We start from the raw sequence: 16755 nt of genomic DNA, 5'->3' as shown, positions 1-16755 counted from the left end.
CTTAGAAGACTACTAAAGCTGCATAACTATTTTTTTTAGCCTGTTAATAATATTTGTTATAATTGTCGCTACTCTAGATAGCAGAACTATTATCAGGCCCTCCAGTATGAGGTTGCTTTGTCAGTTTTTATACCCTAATCCCTTTGAGCCCAGTCCTTTATTATCCAACTTGTATAGATATTGAGTATTTTATGACCGCAGCCACTGTTTTTACTCCCGATCCTTCTACTGCCGAGCAGCCAGCCATAAGCTCTGTGCCTATGGAGCTAACAGCGGACTTTGGCAAACTACAAAAAAAGCTACGTCGGCAAGTGTCATTAGCTATTCACGACTTCAATATGATTGAAGAAGGGGATGTGATAATGGTCTGTGTTTCTGGCGGTAAGGATAGCTATACTTTGCTAGATATATTGCTACTATTAAAAAAAGCAGCTCCTATCAACTTCGATATTGTTGCGGTTAATTTGGATCAAAAGCAGCAAGGCTATCCAGAAGAAGTGCTGCCTAATTATCTAAACCAGCAGGGAGTGCCGCATTATATTTTAGAAAAAGACACTTATAGTATCGTCAAAAGCGTAGTGCCCGAAGGCAAAACTTATTGTTCGGCATGTTCGCGTCTGCGCCGTGGTTCGCTGTATGGTTTTGCCAAACAAATTGGCGCTACTAAGATTGCGCTTGGTCATCATCGCGATGATATGCTGGCCACTTTTTTTCTAAATTTATTTCATAGTGGTGCGCTAAAGTCTATGCCGCCCAAGCTACTCAGTGATGATCAGCAGAATATCGTTATTCGACCTTTGGCTTATGTCGAGGAAAAAGACATTATCAGCTATGCAGGTCTAAAAGAGTTTCCTATTATTCCTTGCAACTTATGCGGCAGCCAAACCAATTTGCAACGCGCTATCATCAATGACATGCTGCGCGAGTGGGATGATGCCCATCCGCAGCGTTTAGCCTCAATTTTTAAGGCTATGCAGAACGTAGCTCCCTCGCAATTAGCCGATCGTGAGTTGTTCGATTTTGAAACTCTCAAGATAGATCGTAATGCTACTGAGCGTCTGTTTGAGGGGCATAATATTCAAGTCGGACAAACTGCTAGTCTTACGGAAATGGGTATGCCTATTGCGCCAGAGATGCAAGACTTTAAGGCTAAAAACGACTTAACTAACCATAGCCATAGCAATGACTCCCTAGCAGAGCAAGGTAGCATCGACAATCACCGAATTCCAACCATCAACCCAGTATTATCTTAAGCTTAAAGCTAAAAAAATCTTAGTGAGTATGGTTGAAACATGAATCGAAACCCAATAAAAAACCAGCGATTAGACTAGTCGCTGGTTTTTTATTTAAAGGCTCAACAGGCTTCGCTGCACAAAATTTTATGAGCGTTAGCTAGGTTTTTCAAATACCGGTAAGGGGTCGAAGCTAACCTTTGCACGCGGCAGCTTTGCTACATCACGCATGCGCCAATCCTCTTTACCATCATTACTAACTTGTAGATAATATTTAGCTTTTACAGGATCAAGATTGACAGCTGGTGCGCTATATTTATTAGCGCTCTCATGATGCAAGACCACATCACGATCTTTTTTGATGTCAGTAGCATGAGAGATAGATAGTGCCAACTCATCAGGGTAGACGAGTGGGGTACCATTGAGTAGCTTACCGGACTGCAGGCTTTGCTCAGGATAATTAAGATAAAAGGTAATATCGCCATTATCTGCAAACTGCATTTGACCATGTAGGTCTAAATCATAAGTAAGCTTATCGCGGGATACATCATGATATAAAGTTTTGCCATCCATATACCAGTCATCACGTACCACGCTATCACGGATTTGATAAGAGTAATAAACGAACCAAAGACAAGCCACTACCACGAATGCTGGCAGACCAATCACAAAGATAATGACCATGTAGTTCTTGTACCATGGCTGGCTATCTTGGTGCTTAAAATTCGGTGATTGTGTAGGAGTAGACATATAATACCTATTTAACGCATCAGTTTATAAACGCAACTGCTAAATGCAGCCCACTTAATGCTAATTAATAACCGCATCAGTATAGCCTGATTTAGTAGGCACCGCATCTGCTAAGCACTCTATAAATAAGTACTTAGCAGGAAATGATAGGTGAGTTGTAGGGCTAAAAAAGTTGTCTATTGATAACTTACTGGCCTTGAGTTGTGAAGACGTTGTCTTTGCTAACTTTATACTGACCATCTTCACTTACCACGTTGAGAGTGACAGGTGTTTGACCTTCATCGACAATAGCAGGATCACCATAGATACTTACTGCCATATCAAAGCTCTCACCAGCATCGAGGGGAACGTCATTAAAGCGTAATTGTAAGCTCAAGCCATCTTTAGGCGCTAAAGTAATCTTATAAGTATGCTCATTTTGAGTTTTGTTAGTTAATTTGACGACGTAACTGTTCTCAATCATTCCTTGAGTATTCAACGACGATAGCTGATTACGATCACGGCGAATATCAATCTCTAGAGGCACACGATCGGTTAGCGCATAGACTAAACCGCCACATAGCACTAGCAGTAGCGCTAGATAAGCGAACAGCCGCTTACTAAATACCCGAGTATTCTCTTTTTCTGCTAACTGGCGCTCGGTAGTGTAGCGAATCAAACCACGCTTATAGCCGACTTTGTCCATAACCTCATTACACGCATCGATGCAAGCAGCACATTGAATACAGCCTACTTGTAAGCCATCACGAATATCGATACCAGTAGGGCAGACTTGCACACACATTTGGCACTCAATACAGTCGCCTAAGTTCTCAGGATGAGTGCCTTTTTTGCGAGTACCACGTGGCTCACCACGCTCATAATCATAAGAAACGATTAAGGTGTCTTTATCGAACATAACACTTTGGAAGCGGCCATAAGGGCAGATCTGGATGCACATTTGCTCACGCATGTAACCTGCGTTAGCATAAGTTGCAAAGGTAAAGATAAACATCGATACCCATATCCAAGTTGGCCAGTTTGGAATAGGGATTAATCCTATCAGCTGCCAACTTTGATAAATTTGGTCAGTACCAGCCACGTAACTTACAAAAGTTGCTGCAGTGATTACCGATAGAGCCAACCATATAAAATAAACTAAACCACGCTTAAAGGCTTTAGTTGCGCCCATAGGAGATTTATCAAACTTGATACGCTTATTACGATCGCCAATAACCCACTTTTCAACGTGCTGATACAAGTGGGTCCAAATGGTCTGTGGACAGGCATAACCGCACCATACTCGTCCAGCATAGACCGTTACCATAAACAAGGTAAAGGCAGCAATAAGTGCAAAGGCGGCAATAAAATAGAAATCCTGAGTCAAGAAGGTCATGCCAAAGATATAGTAATGCTGCGACGGAACATCAAACCATATAGCCTGTCTACCGTCATATCGCAGCCAAGGTAACAATAAAAACAGTGCTAGAAAGAAATACATACTAACCAGACGAATGTTTTGATAAAGACCTGTGACAAAGCGAGGATGGATGCGATGCTTAGTAGCATCAAGATCAATCTGCTGCGTAGGAATTTTATTAGAGTGTTGTGCTGACATAAACTTGCCTCTTTAAAAAAAGAATCAGTCTGCTGGCATGAGTAACGAACATAAATTATAGCTATTGAATGTATAAATCTACGCTTTTATCAATGTCAGTAAGGAGTTGAAACTTGCATCAGAGCTACCACTTATAGCTACTGTTGACGACACTTAGCATCTAAATATCGATACAGTTTCAACGACCAAATGATCGATTGTATATAACCAACAACAATTGAAAATATGTTGATCATCCACTAATTACTATAAAAAAATGTCTTAATAAATAGTTGTTTGAGTCACTATTTTAGCATTACCCTTACTGTAAATGGGGAGATGTAATAAAAAATAGTCACTATATTTAGGTGGTTGATAATTGTTTTTACTTTTTGTAGTTACTACCTACTAATAATAAAAAGGAGAACTGTATTAACAGTTCTCCTTTATTTCACATCCTATCTAACACTAACCACTGACGCTTAACTAAAATATTATAGACTTTAGTTAGCGCTGCTTACTTTTACTGCAGCTACAGGAGCAGTAGCACTAGCGGTAATATTGGCATCAGCTTTAACTGTCTTAGCATTTTTGTCTGACAGCGAGTAAACATAAGCAACGACTAACATAATACGCTCATTACCTAGCTTAGTTTCCCACTGTGGCATAACACCAGCGCGACCATAACGTAAAGTATTACGTACTGTCTCACGATCACCACCATATAACCATACTTGATCAGTAAGGTTAGGAGCGCCAGCTGAAATCATACCTTTACCATCTTTACCATGACAAAGCGCACAGTTTTGAGCAAAAATAGCGCTACCTTGAGCTACTAAAGTTTTATCAAGTTCGCCATTAGCTTTGCTACCATTGTTGGCAGATAAAGATAAAACATATTCAGAAGCGGCACGCACACCTTCTTCGCCAATCTGTTCACGCCAAGCTGGCATACCGCCGACACGTCCATTATGAAGTGTGGCTAGAAGATTACTAGCATTGCCGCCATATAACCAGTCACCATCCGTCAAGTTGGGATAGCCTAGTGCACCTTTGGCATTAGAGCCGTGACAGACTGCACAATTCTGCAAGAACAGACGGCTACCAACTTTTAAAGCACCTGGGTCTTCAGCCAGTTTCTCAACAGCTGGGGCAAGCTCTTCAATTTTCTTATCTATTTGAGTCTGTAAGTCTGCTGGTGGTGTCTCACTGCGACGCATAGTCGCTTGAAGAACAGAAAGTTCATTCAAGGTTTCAGTAGCACTAGTAGCATTTGCTTTAGCTAAAATAGACTTCTCAAAGTTATCAGTGAATACTTTATTGTTTTGTTCAAGCTCACTATAAAGCTCATTTTTCGAGGTCCAAGGTACTGTGTCGCCATCGACTTCTACAGTTGCGATGCCATGCCAAGTACCAGGGAACATAGCTGGGAAGAATACCCAATAAACTATACCCCAGGCTATTGAGCCAAAAAATATTACTAACCACCATTTAGGAAGTGGTTTATCGTATTCTCGAATACCATCATAGTCATGACCAGTAGTACCATCTTCTTCTACTTCAGGTTTAAACTTGAGTACCATTAACAGTATGCCAAGAATAAATAACCAACACGAAAAGGCAATTATGGTAATCCAAGAACTCCAAAAAGCTGTCATCTTTCATCCTTATTGCGCTGCTCTTCAGATAAAGTATCTACAACCTCATCGTCAAGCGCAAGCTGTGCATCTTCTTCGAAGCGTTTTTTGTTTTTTGGCGAATACGCCCACCATGCAACACCTATAAAGGCAACAAAAGCTGAAACAGTTGCAATTGTTTGTAATTCACCAATGCCCATTAGCGCTGTCCTTCCATTGCAGTACCTAACTGTTGAAGATAGGCGACTAAAGCGTCAAGCTCCGTAGCGCCAAGTACAGCATCAGGAGCGCCGTCTATGTCCTCTTGAGTGTAGGGAACACCGAAACGGTCACGGAATAAACGCATCTTAGTTTGCACGTTAGTACCGTTGATCTCATTTTCTGCAAGCCATGGAAATCCTGGCATAATTGATTCAGGTACTAATGAACGTGGGTTCATTAAATGTTGCTTCTGCCAGTCTTCTGAATAGCGTCCGCCAACTCGTGCTAGATCTGGTCCAGTACGTTTAGAACCCCACAAGAAGGGATGATCCCAAGTTGATTCAGCAGCACGTGAGTAAGGGCCATAACGTTCAACTTCTGCACGTAGCGGACGTACCATCTGTGTATGGCAAACATGACAACCTTCACGAATATAGATGTCACGACCTTCAAACTCAAGTGCAGTCCACGGTTCCATAGAAGGTAGCGGTGCGTTCACGCCACCTTCTTCAGGACCTTTGTTATCATAAATTAGCGGTACAATCTCAACTAAGGTTGCAAAGCTGATTGCGATAACGATACCGATAACCAACAAGCCTGTGTTTTTTTCAATAATCTCATGCGGTGTACCAGCCATGATCGTTCCTTATATTTTAGCCGTTTTCGACTCATTGACACTAGGGTTATGATCAGTTGGATCAGCGATATCTACAGGCTTACCTTCTGGCATTTTAAGGGTTTTATAACAGTTATAAGCCATTACGAACATGCCTGAAACATAAAGTAGACCACCGAATGCACGACCAATATATGGGAAATGTGAGAACTCAACCGTGTCAACGAAACTATATACTAAAGTACCATCAGGGTTAGTAGCCAACCACATCATACCTTGGCCGATACCTGAGATCCACATCGAAACGATATAGAAAATAGTACCTGCTGTTGCTAGCCAAAAGTGAGTAGTAATCAAGCTGATAGAGTACATTTTTGGCTTATTATAAATACGAGGTAACAACACATATAACGAACCTATAGTGATCATACCTACCCAGCCAAGTGCGCCTGAGTGTACGTGACCAATAGTCCAGTCAGTATTATGCGATAAGGCGTTGACGGTCTTAATAGACATCATCGGCCCTTCGAACGTTGACATCGCATAGAAGGATAAAGCCACGATCATAAAGCGAATAATTGGATCGGTACGTAGTTTATCCCAGCTTCCTGATAGAGTCAGAACACCATTAATCATACCGCCCCAAGAAGGTGCAAATAGGATAATAGAGAACACCATAGCTAATGATTGTGTCCAATCTGGCAAGGCTGAATAATGAAGATGGTGACCACCAGCCCACATATACGAAGCAATCAATGCCCAAAAGTGAACGATAGAAAGGCGGTAAGAGTAAATAGGACGACCAATCTGTACAGGAACGAAGTAGTACATCATTCCTAAGAAAGCGGCAGTTAGGTAAAAGCCTACTGCATTATGTCCATACCACCACTGCACCATCGCATCAGTTGCACCACCAAATAGAGAGTAAGACTTAAACGCACTAACAGGGATAGCCATACTATTAACAATATGCAGTAATGCAATTGTGATAATAAAGGCGGCAAAGAACCAGTTAGCCACATAGATATGTGAAGTTTTGCGCTTAATCAAAGTACCGAAGAAGACGATGGCATAAGATATCCATACTAAGGCGATCAAAATATCGATCGGCCACTCTAGTTCAGCATATTCTTTAGTAGAGGTTAATCCTAATGGAAGAGTGATGACAGCGGATACGATAACTGCCTGCCAACCCCAAAAGGTAAACCAAGCAAGGTAGGGGGCAAATAGTCTAGTTTTACAAGTACGCTGGACAATATAATAGGAGGTAGCGAACAAGGCTGAGCCACCGAATGCAAAAATAACAGCATTAGTATGTAGTGGTCTTAAACGACTAAAAGTCAGCCATGGTGTATCAAAGTTAAGCGCTGGCCATGCCAATTGTGAGGCAAGGAAAACACCGAGACTCATACCGATAATGCCCCATACTACGGCCATAGTAGTAAAAAATCGTATAATAGTGATTTCGTACTCACGGTCCACTGGAGCGACTGCTGTGTTTTGTAAACTCATTGGATGATTCCTTTACAGCCTGAATGATCAACAGTGTTAACTAAATATTCACCGTGCCCTCATTATAAAAAATAATTTTATAACTAGTTAACGATCGCGGTAAATGCGCGTTATAAATTGTTGTCTGATTTATTACTTTAATATTATAACCTATCAAAATAAGGCTTTAGCCAACTGATAGTAGGATTATATATAACATTGAAGTAACAACAAAACTGCCGTCTTTTGAAATCAAATCGAGGTTTGATAGGGTGCATTAGTACTTATATAATTAACTGGTCTAGCGTCGATAAAATAAGCTGTTAATTATAGAATTAAGCTGGCGGCGGCTGACAAAAAAATATTTGCGTAATGTTTAGTTAAAACTCCCGACTCTGTTTAAGGTATTGTAACGCAATCTTAATGAAATATCATCAAACTCATGCGCCAAAATACAAACTCTTTGGTAAATGATTTAACTGATAGCTTTTAATAATTCGCTGATAAAGCGCTGCGGAATACTGGAAAACAGTACAATAAAGCATTACATCTATAGGCACTCATAATAACAAAAAAAATCAATATATCAATATGAAATGTAAGGAATTAAATTCGAATAGCTGGTTAGTGAGTAAAATCAGCTGACTACCTAGGTTGCATACCGTTACAAAACACTAATATTTTATTGCTTACAGGTTGCTGATACTATTCATCGGGGTTAACCCTCTTTACTTCTCCAAAAACCACGGCATAATAATGGAGAGCCTTCGATTCTCTTATCTAATAGCTCTATTAGTTGATCTAGTGGATAAGAAGGATCTTATCGAGGTTACAAGAACTACTTTTAGTTTACGAACTACTCAATCATAAAGGATAATGAAATGGCTGTTTTTTTAACTGACGAATGGTTTGCACAAGTTGAAGAATTTGGTAACGAAGCAGGTGAGTTGAACTTACCACCAGCTCTTGCCAGTATGGTGATTAATCTTAAAGTTGCTGATGGCAGTGAGACTATCGAAGCTAGCTTCGCTAATGGTTTATTGCATCGTGGCTTGAATGACCAAGCAACGACTACACTATTATTAGATCGTGCTACGCTTGAATCTACTATTACTAATTTTGACATGAATGAAATCATGGGCGCTTTCATGAGCGGCAAGATTCGTGTTGAAGGCGATATGTCGCAGTTGATGGCGCTACAAACGGCTCGTCCTAGCACTGAACAAAAAGAGCTATTTAAGCGTATCAAGTCAATCACTACTACCGCTTAAGCTATTTCTGTAGCTAGATTATTATTTGATGTTAGCCTTACCTTTGGTGACAATATAGTCTTTGAACGCTATTCTTTCAACGCTATATAGTTATAAGGTTTTGGCAGCAATCGTAACTACGCAAAAAGCCCTTAATATAGTTAAGGGCTTTTTTATGGGCCAGCTTATCGATTTAAGCCAAGGTTTGCTTAGCTAGCAGCTACACACTGCAACTATGCTGACTACATTAGCTTGGCTAACTGGCTCGCGATTGAGTTTGCAGTTGCAACTTAGTATTTTGTTTGTTTTGATTTTCTTTATAAATAGCTGCTTGTAGCCAAATATTAGCTTGGATATAGTTGAGTACACCAATGGCTTGAGTTTGTGGGGTACTAAGCGCAGCGATACGAACCACGAATGGATCGGCATTTTGCTCACGTAAGATAACCACATCGAACAGTATAATATCTTTGCCATTGAACTGACACTGTTGCTTACCTAACACTTGTCCTTGACACCAAGCTTCGTCCTCTTGACCTAAAGTATCACCGAATAAATAAGCACACATATGGCCTAGGTTGATTTCCACTGGCTGCATTTGCTCTTTAGTGGTTGGCTGCCAGTCTTTGACTTGCTCTTGGATGTCAGTAGGTACTTGACCGTTATTGGCTGCCACGATATCGTTAAAAGCACGGTGAGAGCGAATGGCTTCTTGATCTTCAACCATGATCACTTCTTGTTGTTCGCTGATAGTAATCTCATGCGCCCAAGCACTGAAGTTGACAAAATAAGAAGTGCCTTGCTGATATAAATGGCGATTGGCGGTATAAAGCTGATCAAAGGCATAGATTATACTGCCATCAGCGGTTCGTAGACGCAGTACCGCATCATGAGTAGTCTCATTGACGATCATACGCTCAATAGTACAATTAAGACCGTACAGACTATCGACACAAGGATAGGCGTTGACAAAACGTTCAGGTTTACCGTTTTTCATCGCTAATACTTGATTGATATGGCAAGGTTGATCCTCAGAGAGCAATAAGCAGCTATCTTCAGCACTGACATTGCTATTGAGACCTTTAGGCATTGTGGCTTGCTCAATCATCTGCTGTAACCATTCAGGTACATCATGACTCATGTCATCGGTTAAGATACGCCAATGATCAGCATGACCAGCCGTTTGGGCCTCGGTTAAAGTGATTTTGGTAGGAGATTGTAGGTTTTTATAATGATAATTAGTAGTCATGAAAATACTCAAACTTAAGTCAGCTGTGAAGTTTGGACTTAAACAGTTCAACAAACAACACTGATGGGTTAATGACAATAATCCTTTACATACAATATATAGGTATAGACTTAACTAATAGCAAGGCCCCTATAAAAAATAATAACAAAGCAGTACTTTTTTTAAAATAGCGCTTTTATTTTACTGTTAAGGATGACGTTTAATAGCACATTTTAGACAAATTGTGTCAAACTATCTCCTTTTTGCTAGCCTCAACCTTATAAACACCAAAATACAAAATCATATAAAGTGTCAATACAGCATCAAATAATTAGCAGGTCTGTCTAAAACCATATCTAATCCTCAGCGCAAGGCTACATCATTATCCTAGCATTTGTGCTGCTGTGGTTAGATAAGATAAAGAGTTTGAATATGTTTCGTCCTTTAGCCTTATTTATTGGTCTACGCTATACCCGAGCAGAGCGCAGTAACCGCTTTATCTCTTTTATATCGCTTATTTCAATGGTCGGTCTGACTCTTGGGGTGGCGGTATTGATCACTGTATTGTCAGTGATGAATGGCTTTGATCGTGAGCTCAAAACCCGTATTCTGGGTATGGTGCCACAAGCGACAGTTATCTCAACTGAGGTTATTAGTGACTGGCAGCAACTGGCTGATGAGATCAAAAAAGATCCAGAAGTCGTCGCTGTAGCGCCTTTTATTCAGCTGCAGGGTATGCTGACTTCCAACGGTCAAGTGGCTGGCATCATGGTCACTGGGATCGATCCTGATTACGAGAAAAAAGTCTCAATTATCAACGATAACATGACTGAAGGCAGCATCGATACCCTAAAAAGCGGTGATTTCAGTATCGTATTGGGTGAGGAGATGGTGCAGTCGCTAGGGTTACGCATCGGTGATAAAGTCACGCTAGTATTGCCAGAAGCATCACCGTCAGCAGCTGGGGTTATTCCGCGTTTTAAACGTTTCACTTTGACAGGTATATTCAGTATCAGTCCGGAAGTAGATAGTTTGATGGCCTTTATTCCAATGAATGACGCCGCTAAATTACTACGCTTGCCTCCTGGTGCTCAAGGGATTCGTCTAAAGCTAAATGATATCTTTACTGCACCTATGGCTGCACAAAAAGCTGCTGCTATAGCACCTGATCAGCTCTATCCCAATGACTGGACGCAGACGCATGGTAATTTATTTGGTGCTATCCAAATGGAAAAAGCTATGGTCGGCTTGCTGTTATTTTTGATTATTCTAGTAGCGGCATTTAATATCGTGTCCAGCTTGGTAATGCTAGTCACTGATAAAAAAGCCGATATCGCTATCTTAAAAACTTTTGGCGCCTCGCCAAAGTTGATCACTCAAATATTTATGGTGCAAGGAGTAGTAATTGGCTTTATTGGCACTATCGCTGGCACGATTTTGGGCATTATATTTGCGTTAACGGTTGGTGACATCCTAGGTTTTATTAACCAAACCTTTGGTCTGAATCTATTCGATGCTTATTTTATCAACTACTTACCTTCGGAGCTGCGTTTTGTCGATGTGGCATTGATAACTGGGGCTTCATTTGTCTTAAGCTTTTTGGCGACTATTTATCCAGCACGTCGAGCCGCTAGGATTCAACCAGCGCAGACCTTGCGTTACGAATAATCGCGATAAAAGAAATAATAAGTTGAATTGTAATATAAAAAAAGGAAGTGCTATGTCTGCTATTTTAGAGGCGACCAACATCAGCAAAATATATGATGAAGGCGCCGTACGCACGCAGGTATTAACTGGTTTAGACTTGTCGGTAAGACCTGGCGAACGCATAGCCATCGTTGGCACTAGTGGCTCAGGAAAGAGTACCTTATTGCACCTACTCGGTGGTTTGGATACGCCTACTAGTGGCGAAGTGTGGCTGCATGGCAAATGTCTTAATCACATGAATGAGACTGAGCGTGGGTTAATGCGTAACCAGCATTTAGGGTTTGTTTACCAGTTTCATCATCTATTGGCGGAGTTTACTGCTATAGAAAACGTAGCTATGCCGTTATTGATGCGTCCAAAAGTCTCTACCGCTGATGCTCGTAATCAAGCGATTGAAATTTTAGAAAATGTCGGATTGGGTCATCGGTTAGAGCATAGACCAGGTGAGCTGTCAGGTGGTGAGCGTCAACGTGTCGCTATTGCGCGTGCGTTAGTGACTAAGCCCTCGCTAATATTGGCAGATGAGCCAACGGGTAACTTAGATTATGACAATGCGCAAAGTGTTTTCGCCATGCTTTCTGAGTTACAAAGCACTATGCAAACTGCGCTATTAATGGTGACTCATGATCGCAACTTGGCAGCACTGGCTGATAGACAGTTGTTATTGCGTAATGGTCAGTGGGAACAGTATTAGTAGCAAGGGGTCTAATGGATGCTGAATATTCAGTGGCTATAAGCTCAGTAGTAGTGTGAGTCGTCTCTAATCTAAGTGGCTAGTGGAATTTATTTTTGCTAGCGGCTTTGCATAATTATTCTAATGGCTGTTTTAACGGTTTGTCTTTTGCTGATTTGCCCTTACTTTTTGCATCTTGAGGACGTTTTTGCCAACTGACGATAGTTTTATAACGCCAAATAGCTTTAAAAGCTAAACCACAAATCAAGCTGCTTAGGATGGCTAATAATGTCAATCCTAAACAAAACGCTCCGATCGATACCACCCCTTTATAAGTGATAAAGGGGTTGGCCCCATCAGATATTATCCATAAGCTAAAGTCAGTAATCATCCGCCCAATCAGCCGCAAACTGATCATTGGCACATCAAGAATCTTGGCACCTACATAGTAACCAGCATAGAATACCGGTAAGGTTGTGAGTGGATTGGTGATCCAAGTCAGACCAAGAGCCATTGGTACGTTGGCACGAAAGACGAGTGCGCCGATTAATGCCAGTAGCATCTGTCCTGGCAAGGGAAAAAAAGCACTCAGTACCCCTATATATACCGCTTTATTCAAACTGTGGCGATTAAATTGCCAAAGCCGTGCATCGGTTAGGTACGGTGCAAACAGTTTTAAGGTGCGACTCTCAAGAAGTTTTTCAGGGGTGGGCAGCAGGTTTTTTAGGTGTTTTTTTGGCACAGGCTTGCCTTTGATCATGGTGTAAGGGTCACCACTACTGACATTAAGTGGCTGATAGTTAAAGATATAATAAGTAAAATAGCAACGGTTATGAAGCAGAGCATCAGCTGTAATGGCCAATGATTGCAACAACTGCATTCAGTATAGGGTAATATAAATAGAAATGCTATTGTTCAGGCTAAGCTATAAAGCAATCGTAGATCGAGGCTAATGAGCATAAGGGCTGTAACAGTTTCGCCTTATTTTATACAGTTCTCTCAGCCAAGTTTACCCTCTGACTTATTGGACGATCTAGCGTATTTGGCGAAGTAGGTCATTAACTAAGGAGTGCTAGTGTATTGGTTACTAAGCATACTTATCTTAACGGTGATGATCGCCGTCTTAGCTATTGCCAGTAGTAATACCTTGCCAGCCAGTTTGCTATCGTTAGACATAGCTAGCCTATCAATTTTGCCTTATCTATTAGGTATGTCGTTAGTTTTAATAGTTATCAGTCAAACAGGTGTAGCACCTGTTGCTACTATCCTAAGCACTAATTTATCTACTAAAAAAACCTCATTGATCTTTAGCTGGTTGTCTCAAGCACTGTATTCCTTATGTATGGTCGCTTTAGTCACTCTATTAGTCATGGCTAGTGCCTTGCAAGCTTTGAGTAGTCATCAGCGTGCTGAAAATACTAAGCTAGCCTTATCAATGCGAGTGCAAGCGCTAGTGACTATCGAGGGTATCAGCGATAGCTTATATGATCCTACTAGCAACAGCGGTTATCGGCAAGTGGCCACTCTCAGCTATTTAGCGCCGCTCACTGCTGAATTAACTGCGCAGGAATTAGCGACTATAACCGTTGAGCAGTTACCGCTAAACGCTAGCAATAAGGATGGCTTTAAGCAAAAATTCAATGATCTCTCTATTAACAATAAGCAAGTCGCAACTTATCGAGTGCTACTTAGTGCTTATCCCAAAACAAACACCAGCAGCAATAATCTAGCCACTGTTAACCGCTTGCAGCCAGGTGATCAGCTAATGATGAGCTTATCACTGGTGCCCCTGGCAACCTCAGAGCAAGCCCTCAATAATGCGACTGGCTTCGATAGTTATCGTTGGCTACGAGGGCGTCATATTGACGGGATGGCTAATATTATAAGCGTTGGTGTTCCTATCAATAACCTTGCTAATACGGTTAATAGCGCCCAAATGGCTACTGCTAGCGCCGCAGCCGATAATGCTATCGCACCCCTGACTGTTTTATCAAATACTAGCCTCAACTTTAAACGTTGGCGTACTAAAATTGATCAACAGCGCTGGCAATTGCGTCAGAGCTTTTATCAACACTGGCCATCATTAAGCCCAGCACAGCAGCAAGCCAATGCGGTTGCTTTGAGTCTATTGACTGGCGATCGTAGTTTGATAAGTCGTGAGACTAAAGACTTATATCAGCTAGCAGGTATCTCGCATTTATTAGCTATTTCTGGCACTCATGTTTTGTTTTTAGCCATTATGCTGGCAGGTCTAGTAGTGCTAGTCTCGGATCGATTTTGCCCGATACTATATAGCTATTTGCCACGCTGGCAACTGCGCTGGGGAGTGATGATCAGTGCCGCTTTTATTTATGCTTTGTTCACCGGGTTCGATGTACCTGCGGCGCGTACGGCGTGGATGTTACTGGCTGTTGGCCTCGTGCGTTTATCCTTACTACCAGTGAGCGCTATGCGAGTATTATTAGCCTTAGCAGTACTGCTAGCTTGGTTTGATCCTTATGTGCTATGGCAAGCGGGATATTGGCTGTCCTTCGTCGCCGTAGCCCTAATACTGAAATACGATAATGGCTTGCAGCAACAGCACTCGGATAATAGCTTTAACAACAGCCGGCAGCTTGTTAGTAAACACCAGCAAAACTGGCGAAATAATAGCCTTATTTATAGTATTTTGACAAAAACTTGGCCGTTAATTAAGCGTCTGTTCAAGCTACAGTGTTGGTTATTTATAGCGCTGCTACCGATTACTCTATTGCTGTTTGGCAAAGCTTCATTGTGGAGCTTAGTGATTAACTTGTTCGCTATAAGTTTGTTCGGTTGGGTTATCATACCGCTGAATCTATTGGCAGGGCTGTGCTATCTTTTATGGCCCTCTGTTGCATCCACTATTTGGATGTTAGTCACCACTATAATGGTGAATGTGCATCAGCTGATAGCTTGGTTGACTTCGTTGCCAGCAGTCAGTAATGCTTGGCTATACACCCCAGTAAACACTGCTATATTATTGATGGGGTTGTTAGTATTATTACCTTGGCTATTGCCGCCTAAGTTACTCAGTCGCTGGCTAGCATTGCCACCGCTAAGCTTGTTAATAATAACTCTCTATGCCAATCAACAGCGATTGAGCTCAATGCCAACTTTATATATTTTACCTACTAACGACAGTTATTTGACCGCGGCTGTATTACAGTATCCCGTTGAAGCTATTAAAGTGAAAGATTTTAACCGCGATGATAAAAGTGCTCAGCAAAGCTCAGATAGTATCAGTTGGCTAATCTTAGCCGATCACCGACCTAAAGCTGCACGCATTACCGCAAGCCTACTGACAGCCGATCAGTTATCTGCGACTTTAACGCAGCAGCTAGGAACGCTAGCCATTAAGCGTTTAGAGGGGATAGTGGTGCAAACTGGCTCAGCTACACCAATGGCTAAGCAGGATCATAAGCAGCAGAGCGTGGTTAAGATCCCACATAGTCCAGAGGGCTTATTAGCCCTGACCGCTAGGCAGTTGAGTCAAAGCTTACCTACTAAGCACTATTGGCAAGCAGGCGAGCACAAGAGACTGCCAGCTGCTAAGCAACGCGTTATTACGGATGATCGATTAGCAAATAAACCTACTAGCAAGTCCCTTAATAGTGACTTAGCTATTAGCGCGCAACACTGTGCAGCAGGGAAGGTTTGGCAGTCAGCAAATGAAGCGCTGACCATAAAAGCGGTTACCGGTTGGCCGACGATAGCTGATAGCAGTGTTTGGGATTGCAGCTTACTTATACAAAGCGATGAGCCTATCGATATCTTACAGTTCAACCCGGCTAATCCTGTACAATCGCCAGCACTAGCCAGTCAAATATTAAGACCGGCGGTATCGTCATTAACAGCATCGCCAGCGCATAAGCACGCGCAGCAAAGTAAATCGCGGTTGATATTAGATGTAGCCACCCATCAGCGTCTTTGGCAACTGTGGCAACTAATGTGTACAGCAGATGAGCTAGACGTCGATAATGGTAAGTCTATTAATGTTATCAAGGATAGCGATGTTCAGGATCAGCGCAATCGCTTAAGTAAGCACTCAAACCATTGGTTAAGCCATAGTTCCTCAGCGGTGCCTAGTAGCGTGTTGATAGCGCAGCGAGTTGAGCAACTACTAAGCTATGATAATAAGCCATTAGCAGTGGCCTTTGCTGCTACTGCTAGTTTCGATACTGATACTGATACTGATACTGATACTGATACTGATACTGTTACCGATAGTAATGTCGATGTTAATAGCCATGACAATACTATAAAATAAAAGCCGCTTTAATAGAATGGCTAATACAACAGTCGCCGTTAGGCTTATGTTTGGTTAGCTTTTGTGCTGTGACTACTATTGAACCCTAAACTAAAGATCACCATAA

The 16755-nt window shown here is 41.7% G+C and carries 13 protein-coding genes; 5 read left to right on the top strand and 8 right to left on the bottom strand.

The window, feature by feature from the left end:
• Positions 1 to 260 precede the first annotated feature (260 nt).
• Entirely contained in the window at positions 261 to 1253 is a 993-nt protein-coding gene (gene ttcA, locus KZA12_RS05035; protein WP_256932847.1) for a tRNA 2-thiocytidine(32) synthetase TtcA, read from the top strand.
• A gap of 135 nt (positions 1254 to 1388) precedes the next feature.
• On the opposite strand, the gene KZA12_RS05030 is transcribed toward ttcA, so the two are convergent.
• The 6 genes from KZA12_RS05030 to ccoN all read right to left on the bottom strand — a co-directional run bounded on the left by KZA12_RS05030 (position 1389) and on the right by ccoN (position 7524).
• A complete protein-coding gene (locus KZA12_RS05030; RefSeq protein WP_201622714.1) occupies positions 1389 to 1982 on the bottom strand; it encodes a FixH family protein in 594 nt (197 codons plus the stop codon).
• A 187-nt stretch (positions 1983 to 2169) separates the two neighbouring features.
• A complete protein-coding gene (gene ccoG / locus KZA12_RS05025) occupies positions 2170 to 3579 on the bottom strand; it encodes a cytochrome c oxidase accessory protein CcoG (RefSeq protein ID WP_201622713.1) in 1410 nt (469 codons plus the stop codon).
• 482 nt (positions 3580 to 4061) lie between these two features.
• The gene (gene ccoP / locus KZA12_RS05020; RefSeq protein ID WP_201622712.1) at positions 4062 to 5216 is read right to left on the bottom strand and encodes a cytochrome-c oxidase, cbb3-type subunit III; all 1155 of its coding nucleotides are present in this window, start codon (positions 5214 to 5216) and stop codon (positions 4062 to 4064) included.
• On the bottom strand, positions 5213 to 5395 hold the full coding sequence (locus KZA12_RS05015; RefSeq protein ID WP_201622711.1) for a cbb3-type cytochrome c oxidase subunit 3: 183 nt from the start codon (positions 5393 to 5395) through the stop codon (positions 5213 to 5215). Before KZA12_RS05015 ends, ccoP begins: the two co-directional genes overlap by 4 nt.
• Entirely contained in the window at positions 5395 to 6033 is a 639-nt protein-coding gene (gene ccoO, locus KZA12_RS05010; protein WP_201622710.1) for a cytochrome-c oxidase, cbb3-type subunit II, read from the bottom strand. The genes KZA12_RS05015 and ccoO overlap by 1 nt, the downstream gene beginning before the upstream one ends.
• 9 nt (positions 6034 to 6042) lie before the next feature.
• Positions 6043 to 7524: a cytochrome-c oxidase, cbb3-type subunit I gene (gene ccoN / locus KZA12_RS05005; RefSeq protein ID WP_201622709.1), complete on the bottom strand. Its 1482-nt coding sequence runs from the start codon at positions 7522 to 7524 to the stop codon at positions 6043 to 6045.
• Positions 7525 to 8384: 860 nt separating this feature from the next.
• On the opposite strand from ccoN, the gene KZA12_RS05000 reads away from it, so the two are divergent.
• Positions 8385 to 8774, top strand: a complete 390-nt coding sequence (locus KZA12_RS05000) for an SCP2 sterol-binding domain-containing protein (RefSeq protein ID WP_218689451.1) — start codon at positions 8385 to 8387, stop codon at positions 8772 to 8774.
• A 235-nt stretch (positions 8775 to 9009) separates the two neighbouring features.
• On the opposite strand, the gene KZA12_RS04995 is transcribed toward KZA12_RS05000, so the two are convergent.
• Positions 9010 to 10002, bottom strand: coding sequence for a hypothetical protein (locus tag KZA12_RS04995; protein WP_201622707.1), 993 nt, complete (start codon positions 10000 to 10002; stop codon positions 9010 to 9012).
• A gap of 411 nt (positions 10003 to 10413) precedes the next feature.
• Between KZA12_RS04995 and KZA12_RS04990 the strand changes: the two genes are divergently transcribed.
• Positions 10414 to 11649, top strand: coding sequence for a lipoprotein-releasing ABC transporter permease subunit (locus tag KZA12_RS04990; RefSeq protein WP_201622706.1), 1236 nt, complete (start codon positions 10414 to 10416; stop codon positions 11647 to 11649).
• A 52-nt stretch (positions 11650 to 11701) separates the two neighbouring features.
• Positions 11702 to 12382: a lipoprotein-releasing ABC transporter ATP-binding protein LolD gene (lolD, locus tag KZA12_RS04985; RefSeq protein WP_201622705.1), complete on the top strand. Its 681-nt coding sequence runs from the start codon at positions 11702 to 11704 to the stop codon at positions 12380 to 12382.
• Positions 12383 to 12497: 115 nt separating this feature from the next.
• Here the strand turns inward: lolD and KZA12_RS04980 are convergent, their stop codons facing one another.
• Entirely contained in the window at positions 12498 to 13103 is a 606-nt protein-coding gene (locus tag KZA12_RS04980; RefSeq protein ID WP_227677196.1) for a DUF2062 domain-containing protein, read from the bottom strand.
• 333 nt (positions 13104 to 13436) lie between these two features.
• Here KZA12_RS04980 and KZA12_RS04975 point away from each other — a divergent pair, with 333 nt between their 5' ends.
• Positions 13437 to 16649: a ComEC/Rec2 family competence protein gene (locus tag KZA12_RS04975; RefSeq protein ID WP_218689450.1), complete on the top strand. Its 3213-nt coding sequence runs from the start codon at positions 13437 to 13439 to the stop codon at positions 16647 to 16649.
• The last annotated feature ends 106 nt before the right edge of the window (positions 16650 to 16755 follow it).

It is taken from the genome of Psychrobacter sp. BF1, assembly GCF_019279065.1.
In the GTDB taxonomy this organism is placed as follows: domain Bacteria; phylum Pseudomonadota; class Gammaproteobacteria; order Pseudomonadales; family Moraxellaceae; genus Psychrobacter; species Psychrobacter urativorans.
Note: the sequence above shows the minus strand (reverse complement) of the source record. Positions and strands in the feature narration are given on the sequence as shown.

Excerpts from the sequence above, each read along its gene's own strand:
- KZA12_RS05030 (WP_201622714.1), bottom strand. The coding sequence starts at position 1,982 with ATGTCTACTCCTACACAATCACCGAATTTTAAGCACCAAGATAGCCAG.
- ttcA (WP_256932847.1), top strand. The coding sequence starts at position 261 with ATGGAGCTAACAGCGGACTTTGGCAAACTACAAAAAAAGCTACGTCGG.
- ccoP (WP_201622712.1), bottom strand. The coding sequence starts at position 5,216 with ATGACAGCTTTTTGGAGTTCTTGGATTACCATAATTGCCTTTTCGTGT.
- ccoG (WP_201622713.1), bottom strand. The coding sequence starts at position 3,579 with ATGTCAGCACAACACTCTAATAAAATTCCTACGCAGCAGATTGATCTT.
- ccoN (WP_201622709.1), bottom strand. The coding sequence starts at position 7,524 with ATGAGTTTACAAAACACAGCAGTCGCTCCAGTGGACCGTGAGTACGAA.
- KZA12_RS05015 (WP_201622711.1), bottom strand. The coding sequence starts at position 5,395 with ATGGGCATTGGTGAATTACAAACAATTGCAACTGTTTCAGCTTTTGTT.
- KZA12_RS05000 (WP_218689451.1), top strand. The coding sequence starts at position 8,385 with ATGGCTGTTTTTTTAACTGACGAATGGTTTGCACAAGTTGAAGAATTT.
- KZA12_RS04995 (WP_201622707.1), bottom strand. The coding sequence starts at position 10,002 with ATGACTACTAATTATCATTATAAAAACCTACAATCTCCTACCAAAATC.
- KZA12_RS04990 (WP_201622706.1), top strand. The coding sequence starts at position 10,414 with ATGTTTCGTCCTTTAGCCTTATTTATTGGTCTACGCTATACCCGAGCA.
- lolD (WP_201622705.1), top strand. The coding sequence starts at position 11,702 with ATGTCTGCTATTTTAGAGGCGACCAACATCAGCAAAATATATGATGAA.
- ccoO (WP_201622710.1), bottom strand. The coding sequence starts at position 6,033 with ATGGCTGGTACACCGCATGAGATTATTGAAAAAAACACAGGCTTGTTG.